The organism is uncultured Roseibium sp. (assembly GCF_963675095.2).
Classification (GTDB): Bacteria; Pseudomonadota; Alphaproteobacteria; order Rhizobiales; family Stappiaceae; genus Roseibium.
Map to the genome: position 1 here is coordinate 36,656 of NZ_CAXXSJ010000051.1, position 15,845 is coordinate 52,500.

Annotated in this window: 13 protein-coding genes; 11 read left to right on the forward strand and 2 right to left on the reverse strand. The window is 59.7% G+C overall.

Annotation, left to right across the window (positions count from 1 at the left end; all coding sequences use genetic code 11):
• Window positions 1-16 precede the first annotated feature (16 nt).
• From ABIN98_RS19415 to ABIN98_RS19445, 7 genes are all read left to right on the forward strand, one after another.
• The gene (locus ABIN98_RS19415) at window positions 17-1,684 is read left to right on the forward strand and encodes a ribonuclease J (protein WP_346912200.1); all 1,668 of its coding nucleotides are present in this window, start codon (window positions 17-19) and stop codon (window positions 1,682-1,684) included.
• A 48-nt stretch (window positions 1,685-1,732) separates the two neighbouring features.
• The gene (gene mce / locus ABIN98_RS19420) at window positions 1,733-2,137 is read left to right on the forward strand and encodes a methylmalonyl-CoA epimerase (RefSeq protein ID WP_346912201.1); all 405 of its coding nucleotides are present in this window, start codon (window positions 1,733-1,735) and stop codon (window positions 2,135-2,137) included.
• A 135-nt stretch (window positions 2,138-2,272) separates the two neighbouring features.
• Window positions 2,273-2,812, forward strand: a complete 540-nt coding sequence (locus ABIN98_RS19425) for a metal-dependent hydrolase (RefSeq protein ID WP_346912202.1) — start codon at window positions 2,273-2,275, stop codon at window positions 2,810-2,812.
• Between the two features lie 220 nt (window positions 2,813-3,032).
• The gene (locus ABIN98_RS19430) at window positions 3,033-3,284 is read left to right on the forward strand and encodes a DUF1467 family protein (protein ID WP_346912203.1); all 252 of its coding nucleotides are present in this window, start codon (window positions 3,033-3,035) and stop codon (window positions 3,282-3,284) included.
• 549 nt (window positions 3,285-3,833) lie between these two features.
• Window positions 3,834-5,165, forward strand: a complete 1,332-nt coding sequence (proS, locus tag ABIN98_RS19435) for a proline--tRNA ligase (protein ID WP_346912204.1) — start codon at window positions 3,834-3,836, stop codon at window positions 5,163-5,165.
• 73 nt (window positions 5,166-5,238) lie between these two features.
• Entirely contained in the window at window positions 5,239-6,543 is a 1,305-nt protein-coding gene (locus ABIN98_RS19440; protein ID WP_394701563.1) for a lipoprotein-releasing ABC transporter permease subunit, read from the forward strand.
• The gene (locus tag ABIN98_RS19445; protein WP_346912205.1) at window positions 6,543-7,259 is read left to right on the forward strand and encodes an ABC transporter ATP-binding protein; all 717 of its coding nucleotides are present in this window, start codon (window positions 6,543-6,545) and stop codon (window positions 7,257-7,259) included. Before ABIN98_RS19440 ends, ABIN98_RS19445 begins: the two co-directional genes overlap by 1 nt.
• Before the next feature lie 271 nt (window positions 7,260-7,530).
• Here ABIN98_RS19445 and ABIN98_RS19450 read toward each other — a convergent pair.
• A protein-coding gene (locus ABIN98_RS19450) for an IS5 family transposase (RefSeq protein ID WP_346909186.1) occupies window positions 7,531-8,294 on the reverse strand; the annotation gives its coding sequence in 2 pieces (ribosomal slippage) (window positions 7,531-7,964 and window positions 7,964-8,294; 765 coding nt in all).
• A gap of 552 nt (window positions 8,295-8,846) precedes the next feature.
• On the opposite strand from ABIN98_RS19450, the gene dnaE reads away from it, so the two are divergent.
• Window positions 8,847-12,329, forward strand: a complete 3,483-nt coding sequence (gene dnaE / locus ABIN98_RS19455) for a DNA polymerase III subunit alpha (RefSeq protein ID WP_346912206.1) — start codon at window positions 8,847-8,849, stop codon at window positions 12,327-12,329.
• Window positions 12,330-12,358: 29 nt separating this feature from the next.
• Here the strand turns inward: dnaE and ABIN98_RS19460 are convergent, their stop codons facing one another.
• The gene (locus ABIN98_RS19460; protein ID WP_346912207.1) at window positions 12,359-12,760 is read right to left on the reverse strand and encodes a VOC family protein; all 402 of its coding nucleotides are present in this window, start codon (window positions 12,758-12,760) and stop codon (window positions 12,359-12,361) included.
• A gap of 353 nt (window positions 12,761-13,113) precedes the next feature.
• Here ABIN98_RS19460 and rpsB point away from each other — a divergent pair, with 353 nt between their 5' ends.
• The 3 genes from rpsB (at window position 13,114) to pyrH (ending at window position 15,784) form a co-directional block, all read left to right on the forward strand.
• Entirely contained in the window at window positions 13,114-13,935 is an 822-nt protein-coding gene (gene rpsB / locus ABIN98_RS19465; RefSeq protein ID WP_346912208.1) for a 30S ribosomal protein S2, read from the forward strand.
• A gap of 143 nt (window positions 13,936-14,078) precedes the next feature.
• Window positions 14,079-14,996: a translation elongation factor Ts gene (tsf, locus tag ABIN98_RS19470; RefSeq protein WP_346912209.1), complete on the forward strand. Its 918-nt coding sequence runs from the start codon at window positions 14,079-14,081 to the stop codon at window positions 14,994-14,996.
• Window positions 14,997-15,064: 68 nt separating this feature from the next.
• Window positions 15,065-15,784, forward strand: coding sequence for a UMP kinase (pyrH, locus tag ABIN98_RS19475; protein ID WP_346912210.1), 720 nt, complete (start codon window positions 15,065-15,067; stop codon window positions 15,782-15,784).
• The last annotated feature ends 61 nt before the right edge of the window (window positions 15,785-15,845 follow it).

The following is a 15,845-nucleotide window of genomic DNA, read 5'->3' on the forward strand; positions in this document are numbered from 1 at the left end:
CTGTTTGGAGTTATGAATGGCAGCAGCCAATGATATCGTCTTTTTGCCGCTCGGCGGCGTAGGCGAAATAGGAATGAACCTCGGCCTTTACGGCTATGGGCCTGAAAATGACAGATCCTGGCTTATCGTCGATTGCGGCGTTTCCTTTGCCGGTCCGGAATTGCCGGGGATCGACCTCGTTCTTCCCGACATCAAGTTCCTCGAAGAGGAAGTGAACAACATCGTCGGCATGGTCATCACCCATGCGCATGAAGATCACTACGGCGGGATCATCCACCTGTGGCCGTTCCTGAAGGTCCCGGTCTATGCGACCGCTTTCACCGCCGGGCTTCTGGAAGCAAAGTACGAAAGCGAGCCGGGATCGGAAAAGGTTCCGGTCACCATCGTCGAACAGGGCGAACGGCACAAGATCGGACCGTTCGATGTGGAATTCGTCGCCATGGCGCATTCCATCCCCGAGCCCTGCGCACTTGCGATCCGCACGCCTGCCGGGCTGGTTCTTCACACCGGCGACTGGAAAATCGACCTGACGCCGGGCATCGGCCGGCCGATCGATCTGGACCGCCTGGGCGAACTGGGCCGGGAAGGGGTGATGGCGCTTATCTGCGACAGCACCAATGCGATCCGGGACGGCGAAAGCCCGAGCGAGGCGGATGTTGCCGTCGAGTTGAAGAAAATCCTCAAGACGGCCAAACACCGGGTGGCCGTGACGACCTTTGCTTCCAACGTGGCGCGCATCCGGGCGATTGCGGAAGCGGCTGCGGATGCGGGCCGGGATGTGGTCGTTGTCGGACGATCCATGCTCCGCGTGATCGATGTTGCCGGCGAACTCGGTTATCTGGAGGGACTGCCGTCCTTCCACGACGAGGAAGCCTTCGGTTATCTGCCCCGCGACAAGACGGTCCTGCTTTGCACCGGTTCGCAGGGCGAAGCGCGCGCAGCGCTTTCCAGGATCGCGTCTGGAGATCACCGCAACATCGCCCTTTCGAAGGGCGACATGGTGATCTTTTCCTCGCGCACGATTCCCGGGAACGAGAAGGCCGTCGGTGAGGTGTTGAACAATTTCGCCAAGACCGGTGTGGAGATCGTCACCGACCGGGACGGGCTGGTGCATGTTTCCGGTCACCCGCGGCGCGGCGAACTGGAACAGCTTTACAAATTGCTCAAGCCGAAAGTCGTGGTTCCCGTGCACGGTGAACCGTTGCATCTTGCGGCGCACGCGGAGTTTGCGGCAGCGCAGAAGGTGCCGGAAGTCGTCCGCGGCAAGAATGGCGATATCATGCGGTTGAATTCCGGGACCGCAGGGATCATCGACGAGGCGCCGTCCGGCATCCTGGTCAAGGACGGGAACATCCTCGACGATCCGGAAGTGACCGGCGTCAAGGAGCGTCGCAAACTGTCCTATGCCGGGGCGGTAGTCGTCGCTCTGGTGGTTGACCGGGCCGGCGACCTTCAGGACGATCCGGAAATCGCGCCGATGGGGCTTCCGGATACGGACGATGAAGGCGAGCCCATGGAAGACATCATCACGAAGGCGGTGATCGGTGCGATCCGGAGTATTCCGAAGGCCCGGCGCAAGGACAAGGATCTGATCGGTGAGGCCGCCCGCAGGGCAGCGCGATCCGCCGTTCTTGAGGTTTGGGGCAAGAAGACGCTCTGCAAGGTGCTGGTCACCCGCGTTTGAGGTCTGTCCGGGGTATGGAACCCGGAAACTGGTATGGGAGTGAGGTTCATGATCGGTCGATTAAATCACGTGGCGATTGCGGTTTCCGATATCGAGGCTGCGGCAGCGGTCTATCGCGACACGCTTGGTGCGGATGTGTCTGAAAAAGTGGCGCAGCCGGACCACGGGGTGTCGACGGTGTTCATCAACCTGCCCAACACCAAGATCGAATTGCTGGAGCCTCTCGGCGAGAACTCGCCGATCGTCAAGTTTCTGGAAAAGAACCCGTCCGGCGGCATCCATCACGTCTGTTACGAGGTGGATGACATCATCGCAGCCCGCGACAAGCTGCTCTCCGACGGCGCGCGCGTGCTCGGTGACGGCGAGCCGAAGATCGGCGCCCACGGCAAACCGGTGCTGTTCCTGCATCCGAAGGACTTTCTGGGCACCCTGACCGAGCTGGAAGAAGCTTAAAAGGATCTGCCGTCCGGAGTTGTCCCTGAAAGGGTCATACTGTTTTCAGGTTGTGGCCCCATTTTGGGCCACGGAACCGATTATGCAATTGGGTCAAACCGTTATTAGGCGAAACCCTTTGCATTATCGGATCCTATGCTGACCGCTCATCTTCCCGCCGGCTATTGCCTGACAAAACTGATGAAGGACCGGCCGCCGCTGCTGCTGCCGGTCGCCCTGTTTTTTTCAATCCTGCCGGACTTCGACCTGATCTGGTTTTTCCTGGTCGACGGCCGCCAGATCCATCATCACCGGTATTGGGTTCATATTCCGGCCTTCTGGGCCGTCGTCGGGACAGTGAGCCTCGTCGCTTTATGGCGCACGCGGTTTCGCCCTTATGTGATCATTGCCATTGCCGCGGCTTTTCTCCATCTGGTTCTGGACAGCGTGGTCGGCGGCATCCTGTGGCTTGCTCCATGGGACAACACGCTTTACCAGCTCATCACGATTCGACCGACCAAGCCGCACTGGTTGTTCAGTTTTATCCTGCACTGGACATTCCTTGCGGAGGTGGCGATCTGGGGGCTGGCTCTTGCGCTTTACTGGCGAGAAGGCCGGGCGGCCGAATTTCCCGCCCAGCCTGAGGCCATTGCCGTACCGGTGGTAAGGACGGTCAAGTCGCCGCCTTTCGAATAAATCGTCCGGCCAAAGACGTCGTGGGTGCGACAATGTCCGGCAACCTGCGGTGCAGGAAGCAATTGGCCGGAGGCGGTCGTCTGTGTTAGGAGACCGGATGTGTTGCAGGCAAATACCGGCCGAATGCCGGGGCCTGCAAGTCGGCCTGACTGATATCCAATATCAGCGAAGAGATTTTGAAAATCCTGGCCCGGAAGCGGAAGAGGCATAAGCGAACATAATGAGCGTGACCTACGGCGTCGCCGTCTATTTCATGATGTGGTGGATCCTGTTGTTTGCGTTTCTGCCGTTCGGACTTCACCGGACCCAGGCGGAAGCAGGCGAGATCGTGCCGGGTTCGGATCCGGGGGCTCCGGAAAAGCCGAGGTTCCTGAGGGTGATCATTCTGACCACCATCGTGACCTCGCTTCTCTTTGCCGGTTTCTATTTTCTGAAAACATCCGGTTTCAGCCTGGATGATCTGCCGTTCTGATTTGACGGGTTTGCCGAATCAAACTGCAGGGCCGCGCAGACGGCTACGAACTGAGGCGTAAGGTCGCGCTGCAATCTTAAGTAAAACTGCTAATATATATATAGGCTGACCAACGGGCAGAAAAAAAGGCAGAGCCAAGCTCTGCCTTCTGAAAAGTTCCGCGTCTAAATATCCCTCTTGCCTCACTGTATTCATTCGAATTCCAGTGGGTCGGCTGCGACCGTTACCGGGCGCCGGAGGGATCTTCCTCCCAAGACTCAGACCGCGATGCCTATATAAGGGGGTTAGCATATTTGCCGACCGCCCTTCTTCTTATGACGAGAGACACTATAGGATCAGATGACGGTTGTCACCTATTTGTGTCGCAAAGCATATTTTTTTTGCTTGCACAGGAGTTTAGCAGGCGTAGTAACTGTCTTTCGTGCCGAATTTTGAGGCATTTGGGGAGAGAAACACACCGGTTGCTCAGCTTTGCACTTGTCATTCTCAAGCGCATGCGCTTTGACTGCGATCCGAATTGATCAACCCTTCGTTCCAAGAGTGAAACTCATGCGTCTGTCCCGCTTCTTTCTGCCCATTTTGAAGGAAACGCCCAAGGAGGCGGAAATTGTCTCCCACCGTCTCATGCTGCGCGCCGGCATGATTCGTCAGCAATCTGCGGGGATCTATTCCTGGTTGCCGCTGGGGCACCGGGTGTTGCGCAAGATCGAGCGGATCGTCGAAGAGGAGCAGGCCCGTGCAGGCGCCATTCAGCTTCTGATGCCGACCATCCAGTCCGCCGACCTTTGGCGGGAAAGCGGACGCTACGACGCTTATGGCAAGGAGATGCTGCGCATCACCGACCGGCACGAACGGGACATGCTATACGGGCCGACGAACGAAGAGATGATCACCGACATCTTCCGTGCCTATGTCCGTTCTTACAAGGACCTGCCGCTGAACCTCTATCACATCCAGTGGAAGTTCCGCGACGAGGTCCGTCCTCGGTTCGGCATCATGCGTGGACGGGAGTTCCTGATGAAGGATGCCTATTCCTTCGATCTTGATCAGGAGAAGGCGGTCGAGTCCTATAACCGGATGTTCGTCGCCTACCTACGCACCTACAAGCGGATGGGCCTGACGGCGATCCCTATGCGTGCGGAAACCGGGCCGATCGGCGGCGACCTGAGCCACGAATTCATCGTTCTGGCCGACACCGGCGAGAGCGAGGTCTACTGCCACGCCGATTACCTGGAAAAGGCTATTCCTGGCGATGACGTGGACTTCGACAGCGACCTGAGCCCGATCGTGGCCGACTGGACGTCCCATTATGCGGCGACGGAAGACGTTGTCGACAAGGGCGAATTCGAAGCTTCTGTTCCGGAAGACAAGCGGATTGTTGCCCGCGGTATCGAAGTCGGCCAGACCTTCTATTTCGGTACCAAGTACTCTGATCCGATGGGTGCCAAAGTGGCGACGGCGGACGGGACCGAGATTCCGGTCCATATGGGCTCCTACGGGATCGGCGTGTCGCGCCTCCTCGGCGCGATCATCGAGGCCAGCCATGACGATGACGGCATCATCTGGCCGGCGTCCGTCGCTCCGTTCCATGTCGGACTGGTCAATCTGAAGGCCGGAGACGAGTTGACGGATTCCGCTTGCGAGGACCTTTACGGCAAGCTGGAACAGGCCGGCATCGAAGTGCTTTACGACGACACGGATGCCCGCGCCGGCTCGAAATTCGCCACAATGGACCTGATCGGTCTGCCTTATCAGGTGGTCGGAGGTCCGCGCGGCCTTAAAGATGGCGTGTTTGAGGTGAAGAACCGTGCCACCGGCGAAAAGGAAATGCTGTCCCCAGAAGCAACGCTGAACAAGCTCGTTGCGGCATTGACGGCGTAAGTCTGCTCGCCGATCCTCCGAAGAGGTGATTCCGTGAACGGAATCTGGGGGCCTGACGGCAAGTGGACGTGTGATGACAGCGCAAGGAACAGCAGAGACCGCCGACAATGTGGAAGCGGTTTCCGGCACAAAGCCCTTCTCGGCTTTCGAATGGATGATCGCCGGACGCTATCTGCGTTCCAGGCGCCGCGAGACGTTCATTTCCGTGATTGCCGGGTTCTCCTTCGCGGGCATCATGCTGGGCGTGGCGACGCTCATCATCGTCATGGCGGTCATGAACGGGTTCCGGAGCGAGTTGCTCGGCAAGATCCTGGGCATCAACGGTCATATGCTGCTTCAGCCGATCGACCAGCCCCTGACAGATTACGATGAGGTGGCGAAAAGGATCGAGAACGTTCCCGATGTGATCAGCGCCATTCCGTTCGTGGAAGGCCAGGCGCTGATATCCGGCCCGGCCGGCAACCTTGGCGGACTGGTCCGCGGCCTCCAAGAGCGCGACATGCGCAAGGTGCCGCTGGTTACAAGCAATATCCTGCACGGCACGCTCGATGATTTCGATTCCGGCAAGGGGGTCGCCATCGGTTCGCGCATGGCTCAGCAGCTCGGCGTTACCATCGGCGACAATGTCACCATCATATCGCCGAGGGGCAACGTCACGCCGATGGGGGTGACGCCGCGGGTCAAGGCCTATCCGGTAACGGCGATCTTCGAGATCGGTATGAGCGAATATGATTCCACTTTTGTGTTCATGCCCATCACCGAGGCGCAGGGCTTCTTCCGGATGGACGGAAATGTGACCGGCGTCGAGATCTATGTGCTCGACCCGGACCGGGTCGGGGAGATGAAGGCCGCGATCGAGGATGCCGCCAATCGCCCGGCCTATACCTCCGACTGGCGCCAGCGCAACGTCACCTTCTTCTCCGCACTGGAGGTGGAACGGAACGTGATGTTCATCATCTTGACGCTGATCGTGCTGGTCGCCGCGCTCAACATTATTTCCGGGCTGATCATGCTGGTGAAAGACAAGGGCAGGGACATTGCGATCCTGCGCACCATGGGGGCAACTCGGGGGTCCGTCATGCGGATCTTCCTGATCACCGGCGCCAGTATCGGATGTGTCGGAACGATCGCCGGTTTTCTGCTTGGCCTTGTCGTCTGCCTCAATATCGAGAGCATCCGCCAGTTCATCTCCTGGGTAACCCGCACGCAGATCTTCGATCCGACGCTTTATTTCCTCTCCCGCCTCCCGGCCGATATCGACAGTGGTGAAACGGTCATGGTGCTGGTGATGGCGCTGGTGTTGTCCCTGCTGGCGACGCTCTATCCCGCCTGGCGCGCGGCGCGTCTCGATCCCGTTGAAGCGCTGAGGTACGAGTGATGGATATGCGTACGGACCCGGGAAGACAGGCCCAAAGCAGACATGCGGCGCTGGAACTGAAACAGATCGAGCGATGCTTTCAGGAAGGCGATAATGCGCTGCGGATCCTGAGCGGGGCGAACTTGCGGCTTGGCGTTGGCGAAATGGTCGCGCTCGTCGCCCCGTCCGGCACGGGCAAGTCGACGCTACTGCACATAGCAGGCCTTCTGGAGCACCCCGACAGCGGCGATGTTTTCATCGGCGGACGGAACTGTTCCGAGCTCGACGACGATCAGCGCACGGCGATCCGGCGGAACGATGTCGGCTTCGTCTATCAGTTCCATCATCTACTTCCCGAATTCAGCGCTCTTGAAAACATCATGATGCCGCAAATGATCCGGGGTTTGAGGAAGGACGTGGCCGCGGAACGGGCCCAGGAGCTTCTGGAATACATGCGCATGGGGGCAAGGGCGTCGCATCGGCCTTCCGAACTTTCCGGCGGGGAGCAACAGCGTGTCGCTGTGGCTCGCGCAGTGGCAAATGCGCCGCGGATCCTGCTTCTGGACGAGCCGACCGGTAATCTCGATCCGCACACAGCGCATTATGTCTTTGATGCGCTGCAGGCGCTGGTCCGGGCTTCCGGGGTCGCGACCTTGTTTGCGACCCACAACATGGAACTCGCGGGCCGGATGGATCGGGCGATCACCCTGGCAGAGGGCAGGATCGTTCCCCTTTGACCGGAGGGGATGGTAACGAGAACCAAGCCAGAACACAGATTTTGCAAAGTTTTATGACCAAGGTCAAATAGTGAGAACAAAAAGTGCTTGCAATGAGAACATAAATGGAACATAGTCTCTCCATCGAGTTGAGTTTCCCGTGTTGGAGGACGACATGATCTACATGGCCCGCGATTTTGCCGCACTCGGTTCTCTTGTTTGCTTTTGCGCGACCCTCGCCGTTTGGGGCGATGTTTTGATGGCTCTGCGCTAGGCTGTGGTGACAATTTAATTATTTAAGCCAGAGCATAATGCTTGCGAGCTTGATGAAGCCGATGAAGTTTGCAGCGAGCTTATCGTATCGCGTAGCGATACGGCGCCATTGCTTGAGTTTGGCGAAGTAGCCTTCTATTCCCCACCGGTTCTTGTATGCGATTTGGTCGTAGTGATGCTGATGCTTGCGATGGCGGCGTGGCGGAATGACGGGCTCGCCGCCTTGTTCAAGAATAAGATCATGTAGACTGTCAGCGTCATAGGCGCGATCCGCAAGAACCTGCTGTGCATGCAGACCGCTCATGAGACGGCACGCGGGAGCCATGTCATTTTGTTGTCCCGGCCCGATATCGAAGCGAACCGGTAAGCCCAGTGCGTCCACTACTGCGTGGATCTTCGTTCCAAAGCCGCCCCGGGAGCGTCCAAGGGCCTGGGCTTCAGATCCCCCCTTTTGCGCGCTCCGCCCGCGGCTTGGGCATGTGCTCTTATGACGGTCGCGTCGATTGCCAGCCACTCCATGTCCGGCTCACGGGCGATCGCCTCGAATATGCGCTCAAAGACACCAGCTTCAATCCAGCGATAGTAACGCCGTTTGGCTGTCTGATAGGGACCGAACCTGTCCTCTGGCAAATCTTTCCAGCGGGCGCCTGAGCGAGCGAGCCATAAGATCGCATTAAAGAAACGACGTCCGTCACTGCGCGGACCGCGCCGCCCCTGCCGGCCACCCGGAACAAATTCCCGAAGCCGCTCCCATTGATCGTCCCGAAGTATCTCGCCTTCCACACCAGCCTCCAAAAGCCAGTGTTGAATCTGATTTGTCGACCTTTGGGAATCCCCAATTCCTTAAATTGTCACTACAGCCTAGAGCCTTTCTCGGTTAGATTGAACCATTCTGTTTGTCGTCCGGCGAGGAGAGGTGCGCGGAGAGGTGCGCAGCCCATCGCGGGGCTATGGGCAAGCGGCTCGACAAAGCAGGCGTCCGCCGGACGGAAACCCAAAGGGCCGGGCCTGTTTGGCCCAATGCCGTCGGGCTTCGCCTTGACCGTGCGGTCAGAACGGTCTTCGTCAAATCCCTCGGCCTTGAACCAAACCGGCTCCGGCAGAATGGATCAATCTAACCGAGAAAGGCTCTAATCAGACCCTCATTTTTTAAGCGGTTCACCGGCTATGGTTTTCCGCTGAGGGATCGTTTTGGCAGACACTGCGGCGTTGGCTGCAGGAAAATTTGCCGGCGGTAACAGTGAAGACTGGTGAATATCCGCGTTCCCGCCTCGACAGCCGACCTTCGAACCGTTTCACTTAACCGCGATTCCAGACCGAGCGGTGGTGTGCGTGATGACGAGCCCAGATTCCCCCAAGCAGACTTCCTCTGAAAAGGACAGTGGTGTCGGGTACGTGCATCTGCGGGTTCATTCCGCCCTGTCCCTTCTGGAAGGCGCGTTACCGATCAAGAAACTGCTCGATCTGGCAAAAGCGGATGAGCAGCCGGCGCTTGCCATTACCGATACGGGCAACCTCTTCGGAGCCCAGGAGTTTTCCGCCAAGGCCTGGGGGGCGGGCATCCAGCCGATCATCGGCTGCCAGCTTTCCATCGATTTCAAGGACGGCGCCGAAGGCGGACGGCGAGGGGAGCCGCCGCTTTCCAATGTCATTCTGCTGGCCATGGACGAGACCGGCTACGGCAACCTGATGGAACTGAGTTCGCGCGCGTTCCTCGATACCGAGACCGGTCTTATTCCCCACGTGACGGGTGAATATCTTGAAGAAAAGTCAGGTGGATTGATCCTGCTGACAGGCGGGAGCCTCGGGCCGATCGGCAAGATGCTGACCTCCGGCCAGAAGGATCTGGCACGGGCGCGGCTCGTCCGTCTTTCGGAGGCGTTCAAGGGCCGGTGCTACGTGGAACTCCAGCGCCATGGCACAGAGGAGGAGCGGCGGACCGAGCCGGCCTTCATCGATCTGGCCTATGAACTGGATCTGCCGCTGGTAGCAACCAACGAGGCCTTCTTTCCGAAGCGGGAAGACTACGAGGCCCATGACGCGCTGATCTGCATCGCGGAAGGCCGTGTCGTTATCGAGGAAGACCGCCGCCGCCTGACGCCGGAACATTATTTCAAGTCGCGTGCGGAAATGACCGAACTCTTTTCCGACCTGCCGGAAGCTCTTGCTTCCACGGTGGAAATCGCGCAGCGCTGCAGTTATAGGCCGCTTCGGCGTGATCCGATCCTGCCTCGTTTCGCCGGCGCGGATGCGGATCCGGAGGAAGCGGAGAAGGCAGAGTCGGAAGAACTCAAGCGTCAGGCGCGGGAAGGCCTGATTGCGCGCCTGGAGGCCCACGGCCTGGCTCCGGAACTGGAAGAAAAAGACTACTGGGACCGTCTGGACTATGAGCTCGGCATTATCGAGCGGATGAAATTCCCAGGATACTTCCTGATCGTTGCCGACTTCATCAAATGGGCCAAGGCCCAGGATATTCCGGTCGGGCCGGGCCGTGGTTCGGGTGCGGGCTCCCTCGTTGCCTGGTCGCTGACCATTACCGACCTCGATCCGATGCGGTTCTCGCTGCTGTTCGAACGTTTCCTCAATCCCGAACGCGTGTCGATGCCGGACTTCGATATCGATTTCTGCCAGAGCCGGCGTGAAGAGGTGATCCGCTACGTTCAGGAGAAATACGGCCGCAAGCAGGTGGCTCAGATCATTACCTTCGGTTCGCTGCAGGCACGCGCCGTTCTGCGCGACGTCGGCCGGGTCCTGCAGATGCCCTACGGTCAGGTGGACCGGTTGTGCAAGCTGGTGCCCGCAAACCCGGCCAACCCGGTCACCCTTGCCCAGGCGATTGACGACGAGCCGCGGCTGCGTGAGGCCGCGCAGGAAGAAGAGATCGTCGACAAGCTTCTGAAGATGGCGCAGAAGCTGGAAGGGCTTTACCGGCACGCATCGACCCACGCCGCCGGCGTGGTGATCGGCGACCGGCCGCTGGAACAACTCGTCCCGCTCTACCGCGACCCGCGTTCCGACATGCCCGTCGCCCAGTTCAACATGAAGATGGTCGAGGATGCCGGGCTGGTGAAGTTCGACTTCCTTGGCCTGAAGACACTGACGGTGATCGACACGGCGGTGAAGCTGATCGAACGGCGCGGCGTCGAGGTGGATGTCGCGGCTCTGCCGATCGACGACGAGAAGACCTATCAGCTCCTGGCCAAGGGCGAGACCTTCGGCGTGTTCCAGCTGGAAAGTCAGGGCATGCGCCGCGCCATCGCCGGCATGAAGCCGGACCGGTTCGAGGACATCATCGCGCTCGTGGCGCTCTACCGTCCGGGGCCGATGGAAAGCATCCCGGTCTATAACGCAGTGAAGCACGGCGAGCAGGACCCAGACTGTCTGCATCCGCTCCTGGAACCGATCCTGATGGAGACGAACGGCATTATCGTCTACCAGGAGCAGGTGATGCAGATTGCCCAGGTGCTGTCGGGCTACTCGCTCGGCGAAGCCGACCTTCTGCGTCGCGCCATGGGCAAGAAGATTGCCGCGGAGATGGAAATCCAGCGGGCCCGCTTCGTTGACGGTGCCGTGGAGCGGGGGATCAACAAGGGGCAGGCCGGAACGATCTTCGACCTGGTGGCGAAATTCGCCAACTACGGCTTCAACAAGTCCCACGCGGCCGCTTACGCGCTCGTCTCCTATCATACGGCCTGGCTGAAGGCCAACTATCCGGTCGAATTCATGGCAGCGTCCATGACGCTGGATTTGGGAAATACCGACAAGCTCGGCGATTTCCGCCAGGAAGCCCGGCGTATGGGGATCGAAATCGTGCCGCCGACGATCAACCGCTCGATGGTCCATTTCGACGTTGATAGCGGCAAGATCATCTACGCCATGGGCGCCATCAAGGGTGTCGGAGAACAGGCGGTGGAACACATCGTCGATGTCCGCGGCGACACCCCGTTCACGAGCCTGGGCGATTTCGCCCGGCGGATTTCGCCGAAATTCCTCAACAAGCGGACCTTGGAGAACCTGGTTGCCGCTGGCGCGTTCGACGAGCTGGAGCCCAACCGGGCACGGGTGCTGGAAGGGCTCGACCGGATCATGGGACTGGCGCAGCGCACCGAGGAGAACAAGAGCCTCGGCCAGGACGAACTGTTCGGCGGCAGCGACGGCGAGGAGCCGCTGCAGATGCCCGATGCGGCTCCCTGGACCGGTGAGGAAAAGCTCCAGCGCGAACATGCCGCCATCGGTTTCTATCTGTCCGCCCATCCGCTCGACGACTTCGGACCGCTCATGGAAAAGATGCGGGTACAGCCCTGGGCGAAATTCGCCGAAGCCGTGAAGAAAGGGGCATCCGCGGGACGGCTGGCCGGTACCGTTCTGTCCAAGCAGGAACGCAAGACCCGCACCGGGAGCCGGATGGGCATCGTGCGCCTGTCGGACGCCACGGGCCAATATGAAGGTCTGCTTTTCAAGGAAAAGCTGGAACAGTTCCGCGATCAGCTTGAGCCCGGCCGGTCCGTGGTTCTGCTGGTCGGCGCCGACATGCGCGACGACGAGCCGTCCATCCGAATCGAGCAGGTTGACCCGATCGAAAAGGTCGTCACGCGGCTGCAGAAAAGCATGCGCGTGTTTCTGCGGGACGAGCGTCCGGTGGAAAGTCTCCGCAGGCATCTGCAGGTGCGCGGCGAGGGCGAGGTGACCGTCGTTGTGCTTCTCGATAACGGCACACGCGAAGTCGAGGTCAAGTTGCCGGGGAAATTCCGCCTATCGCCGGAAATCGCCGGGGCACTCAAGGCGGTACCCGGCGTGACCGACGTGCAGATGGCGTGATCGTTTTCGGATCTTTCTGCAGGCAATTCTTATTGGCCAGCCGGCCAGATGATTTCCACCCGGATTCCGCCCGGTTCGGCGAACATCATGTGCATGCGCGGTCCGCCGCCAAGCGGTTCGGGTTCGAATTCCATGACGATACCGGGCCAGTCGCGTACCTTGTCGGCCATTTCGAACAAGTCTTCTTTCGTGGCGACCTCCAGGGCGACGTGATGGAGGCCGATGTTGGTCTTGCGGTTGAAGTCCGTCATGGGCTGCGACCGGTCCGCCTGCCAGAGGGTGAAGCGGGCCTGTCCGTCCGTTACGGTCGTGCGCGGATAGCTGTCGTCCCGGCCGAGTGATGTCCAGCCGAGCAGGTCGGTGAAAAAAGCCGTTGTCTGGTCCAGATCCCGGACGGTCAGGCCGAGGTGGTTGATACCTTTGGTGGTCAAGTTCTGCTCCCTTGCGCGAAGAGGTCGTGAGGTCGGGAAGTTTTGGTAGACCAGCGGTCCGTCGGGCGCAATCATGTCTGGCAGGACCGGGGAGGATCGGATTGTCGGCAAGGGCGTTTCACACGCAGCCGTAGGGGGGCGCTTTCTGTTGACGAACTAAGCGCGAAAAACTGCTCTCCAGGCCTTGAATTCACAAAGCGGTCCAACTATAAGGCGCCCATTCCACACGCAAGGGGCGGAAACCGAGCTTATCGGCCTTCCATCCGGTGACCGTCTGGAGCTTCGCTTTGGAAGCACCTTCGGTCCAAATCCTCTTGCGGAGGTCAAACCGGAAAATCAGGAGTTTAAGAGCCATGGCTCTGCCCGATATCAATATGCGTCAGCTCTTGGAAGCTGGTGTTCACTTCGGCCACCAGAAGCACCGCTGGAACCCGCGCATGGGCCAGTACATCTTCGGCGTCCGCAATGACGTTCACATCATCGATCTTGCCCAGACCGTTCCGCTGCTGCATCAGGCCCTGAAGGCCGTCAGCGACACGGTTGCCGGCGGTGGCCGCGTTCTGATCGTCGGCACCAAGCGCCAGGCGCAGGAATCCGTTGCGACCGCTGCACGCAACTCCGCGCAGTACTTCGTCAACGCCCGCTGGCTCGGCGGCATGCTGACCAACTGGAAGACCATCTCCCAGTCGATCCAGCGCCTGCGCAAGCTGGAAGAAACGCTCAATTCCGATGCCGCCAACGCGCTGACGAAGAAAGAGCGCCTGTTCATGGACCGCGAACGCGAGAAGCTCGAGCGGAACCTCGGCGGCATCAAGGACATGGGCGGTATCCCGGACCTGATCTTCGTGATCGATACCAACCGTGAAGCGATTGCCATCCAGGAAGCCCGCCGTCTGGGTATCCCGGTCGCCGCTATCCTCGATTCGAATTCCAATCCGGAAGGAATCACCTATCCGGTACCGGGCAACGATGACGCCGGCCGCGCCATCACGCTCTACTGCGATCTGATCGCGCGCTCTGCCATCGACGGCATTTCCCGCGCCCAGGGTGCTTCCGGCATGGACATCGGTGCCGGTGAAGAAGCTCCAGTCGAAGAAGCTCTGGCTGAGGTCGAAGCTGAAGAAGCTGTTGCTGCAGAAGAAGCTCCGGCCGAAGAAGCTGCCGCTCAGGCTTAATTGTTCTGCCGCTGCAATAGTGGCGGCAGAAATCTGTTGAATTCGCAGAGGGGGCTGCAATTCGTTGCAGCTCCGTCATAAAGGCGCGGGTGATTTACCGTTACACCGTGTCCTATCAATAACCCCCATCCACGAGGCAATCGATGAGCATTACCGCTGCGATGGTAAAAGAGCTCCGCGAGAAATCCGGCGCTGGCATGATGGACTGCAAAACCGCCCTGACCGAGTCGGGCGGCGATATGGAAGCTGCTGTTGACTGGCTGCGCACCAAGGGCCTGGCAAAGGCTGCCAAGAAGGCCGGCCGCGTTGCCGCTGAAGGCCTGGTCGGTGTTGCCGCTGAAGGCAGCAAGGCAGCCGTCATTGAACTGAACTCCGAAACGGACTTTGTTGCCCGTAACGAAGGCTTCCAGGATCTGGTCAAGAACGTGGCCGCTGTGGCCGTGGCAACCGACGGTACGCTGGACGCGGTCAACGCTGCCACGATCGGCGGCAAGTCCGTTGCGGATGCGATCACCGATGCGATCGCAACCATTGGCGAGAACATGACCCTTCGCCGGACGGCCATGCTGTCCGTCTCCGAAGGCGTCGTCGCGACCTACGTTCACGGCGCGGTCACCGAAGGCCTCGGCAAGATCGGTGTTCTGGTCGCCCTGGAATCGTCCGGCGACAAGGACAAGCTGAACGGTCTCGGCCGTCAGATTGCGATGCATGTTGCCGCGACCAGCCCGCTGGCCCTGAGCACCGATGAGCTCGACCCGGCTGTCGTGGAACGCGAGAAGAGCGTGTTCTCCGAACAGGCGCGCGAATCCGGCAAGCCCGAAAACATCATCGAGAAGATGGTGGAAGGTCGCCTGCGCAAGTTCTACGAAGAAGTCACGCTGGTTAAACAGGCCTTCGTGATCGATCCGGATAAGACAGTCGAACAGGCAGTCGAGGCGATGGCCAAGGAACTTGGCACGCCCGTCAAGCTGACCGGTTTCGTCCGCTTCGCCCTTGGCGAAGGGATCGAGAAGGAAGAGCAAGACTTCGCCGCAGAGGTGGCAGCAGCCACCGGGCAGTAAGTTCGAAAAGCGCCGGCATTGACCGGCGCTTTTTTTTGAGAGGCCACAACAAGAAATAGGGTTCCGCCATGACCAATCCGCTCCGCTGGAAACGCGTGCTTCTGAAGCTGTCTGGGGAGGCGCTAATGGGGAACCAATCCTTCGGTATCGATCCGGCCATCGTGCAGCGGATCGCGAAGGAAATCGCGGATGCGGTGGCGCTCGGGGCCCAGGTCGGCGTCGTTGTCGGCGGCGGCAACATCTTCCGGGGTGTGGCGGTCGCCGCCAAGGGCGGCAACCGGGTCACCGGTGACCACATGGGCATGCTGGCGACCATCATGAACAGCCTGACCATCGCCGATGCCCTGCGCCGGCTGAAAGTTCAGGCACGGGTGCTGTCCGCCGTTCCGGTCCCTTCCATTTGCGAGACGTTCACCCAGCGTGTCGCCGAACGCTACATGGAAGACGGTGACGTGATTGTCTTCGCCGGCGGTACAGGCAATCCGTTCTTCACGACCGACTCGGGCGCGGCTCTGCGGGCTGCGGAGATGAAATGCGATGCCTTCTTGAAAGGCACGCAGGTCGATGGCGTTTATTCCGAAGACCCGAAGATCAATCCGGATGCGGTGCGTTACGAAACCCTCGGTTATGAGGAAGTCATCCAGCGCGATCTGAAGGTCATGGACACCACGGCGATCGCCCTTGCGCGTGACAATTCCATTCCCGTTATCGTCTTTTCCATTCATACACCGGGCGCGCTGGTCAGCGTTTTGCAGGAGACCGGCACTTACACCGTGGTCGGTGGCTGACAGTTTTCCTTATTTGCCGTGGCCTGCCCCTTGTGTTTCGGCGCGAGTGTGCCATCTTGGC

Coding starts and splice junctions, on each gene's coding strand:
- tsf (WP_346912209.1), top strand. CDS start 14,079: ATGAGCATTACCGCTGCGATGGTAAAAGAGCTCCGCGAGAAATCCGGC.
- ABIN98_RS19430 (WP_346912203.1), top strand. CDS start 3,033: ATGAGCGTGACCTACGGCGTCGCCGTCTATTTCATGATGTGGTGGATC.
- ABIN98_RS19440 (WP_394701563.1), top strand. CDS start 5,239: ATGACAGCGCAAGGAACAGCAGAGACCGCCGACAATGTGGAAGCGGTT.
- proS (WP_346912204.1), top strand. CDS start 3,834: ATGCGTCTGTCCCGCTTCTTTCTGCCCATTTTGAAGGAAACGCCCAAG.
- pyrH (WP_346912210.1), top strand. CDS start 15,065: ATGACCAATCCGCTCCGCTGGAAACGCGTGCTTCTGAAGCTGTCTGGG.
- mce (WP_346912201.1), top strand. CDS start 1,733: ATGATCGGTCGATTAAATCACGTGGCGATTGCGGTTTCCGATATCGAG.
- rpsB (WP_346912208.1), top strand. CDS start 13,114: ATGGCTCTGCCCGATATCAATATGCGTCAGCTCTTGGAAGCTGGTGTT.
- dnaE (WP_346912206.1), top strand. CDS start 8,847: ATGACGAGCCCAGATTCCCCCAAGCAGACTTCCTCTGAAAAGGACAGT.
- ABIN98_RS19425 (WP_346912202.1), top strand. CDS start 2,273: ATGCTGACCGCTCATCTTCCCGCCGGCTATTGCCTGACAAAACTGATG.
- ABIN98_RS19415 (WP_346912200.1), top strand. CDS start 17: ATGGCAGCAGCCAATGATATCGTCTTTTTGCCGCTCGGCGGCGTAGGC.
- ABIN98_RS19445 (WP_346912205.1), top strand. CDS start 6,543: ATGGATATGCGTACGGACCCGGGAAGACAGGCCCAAAGCAGACATGCG.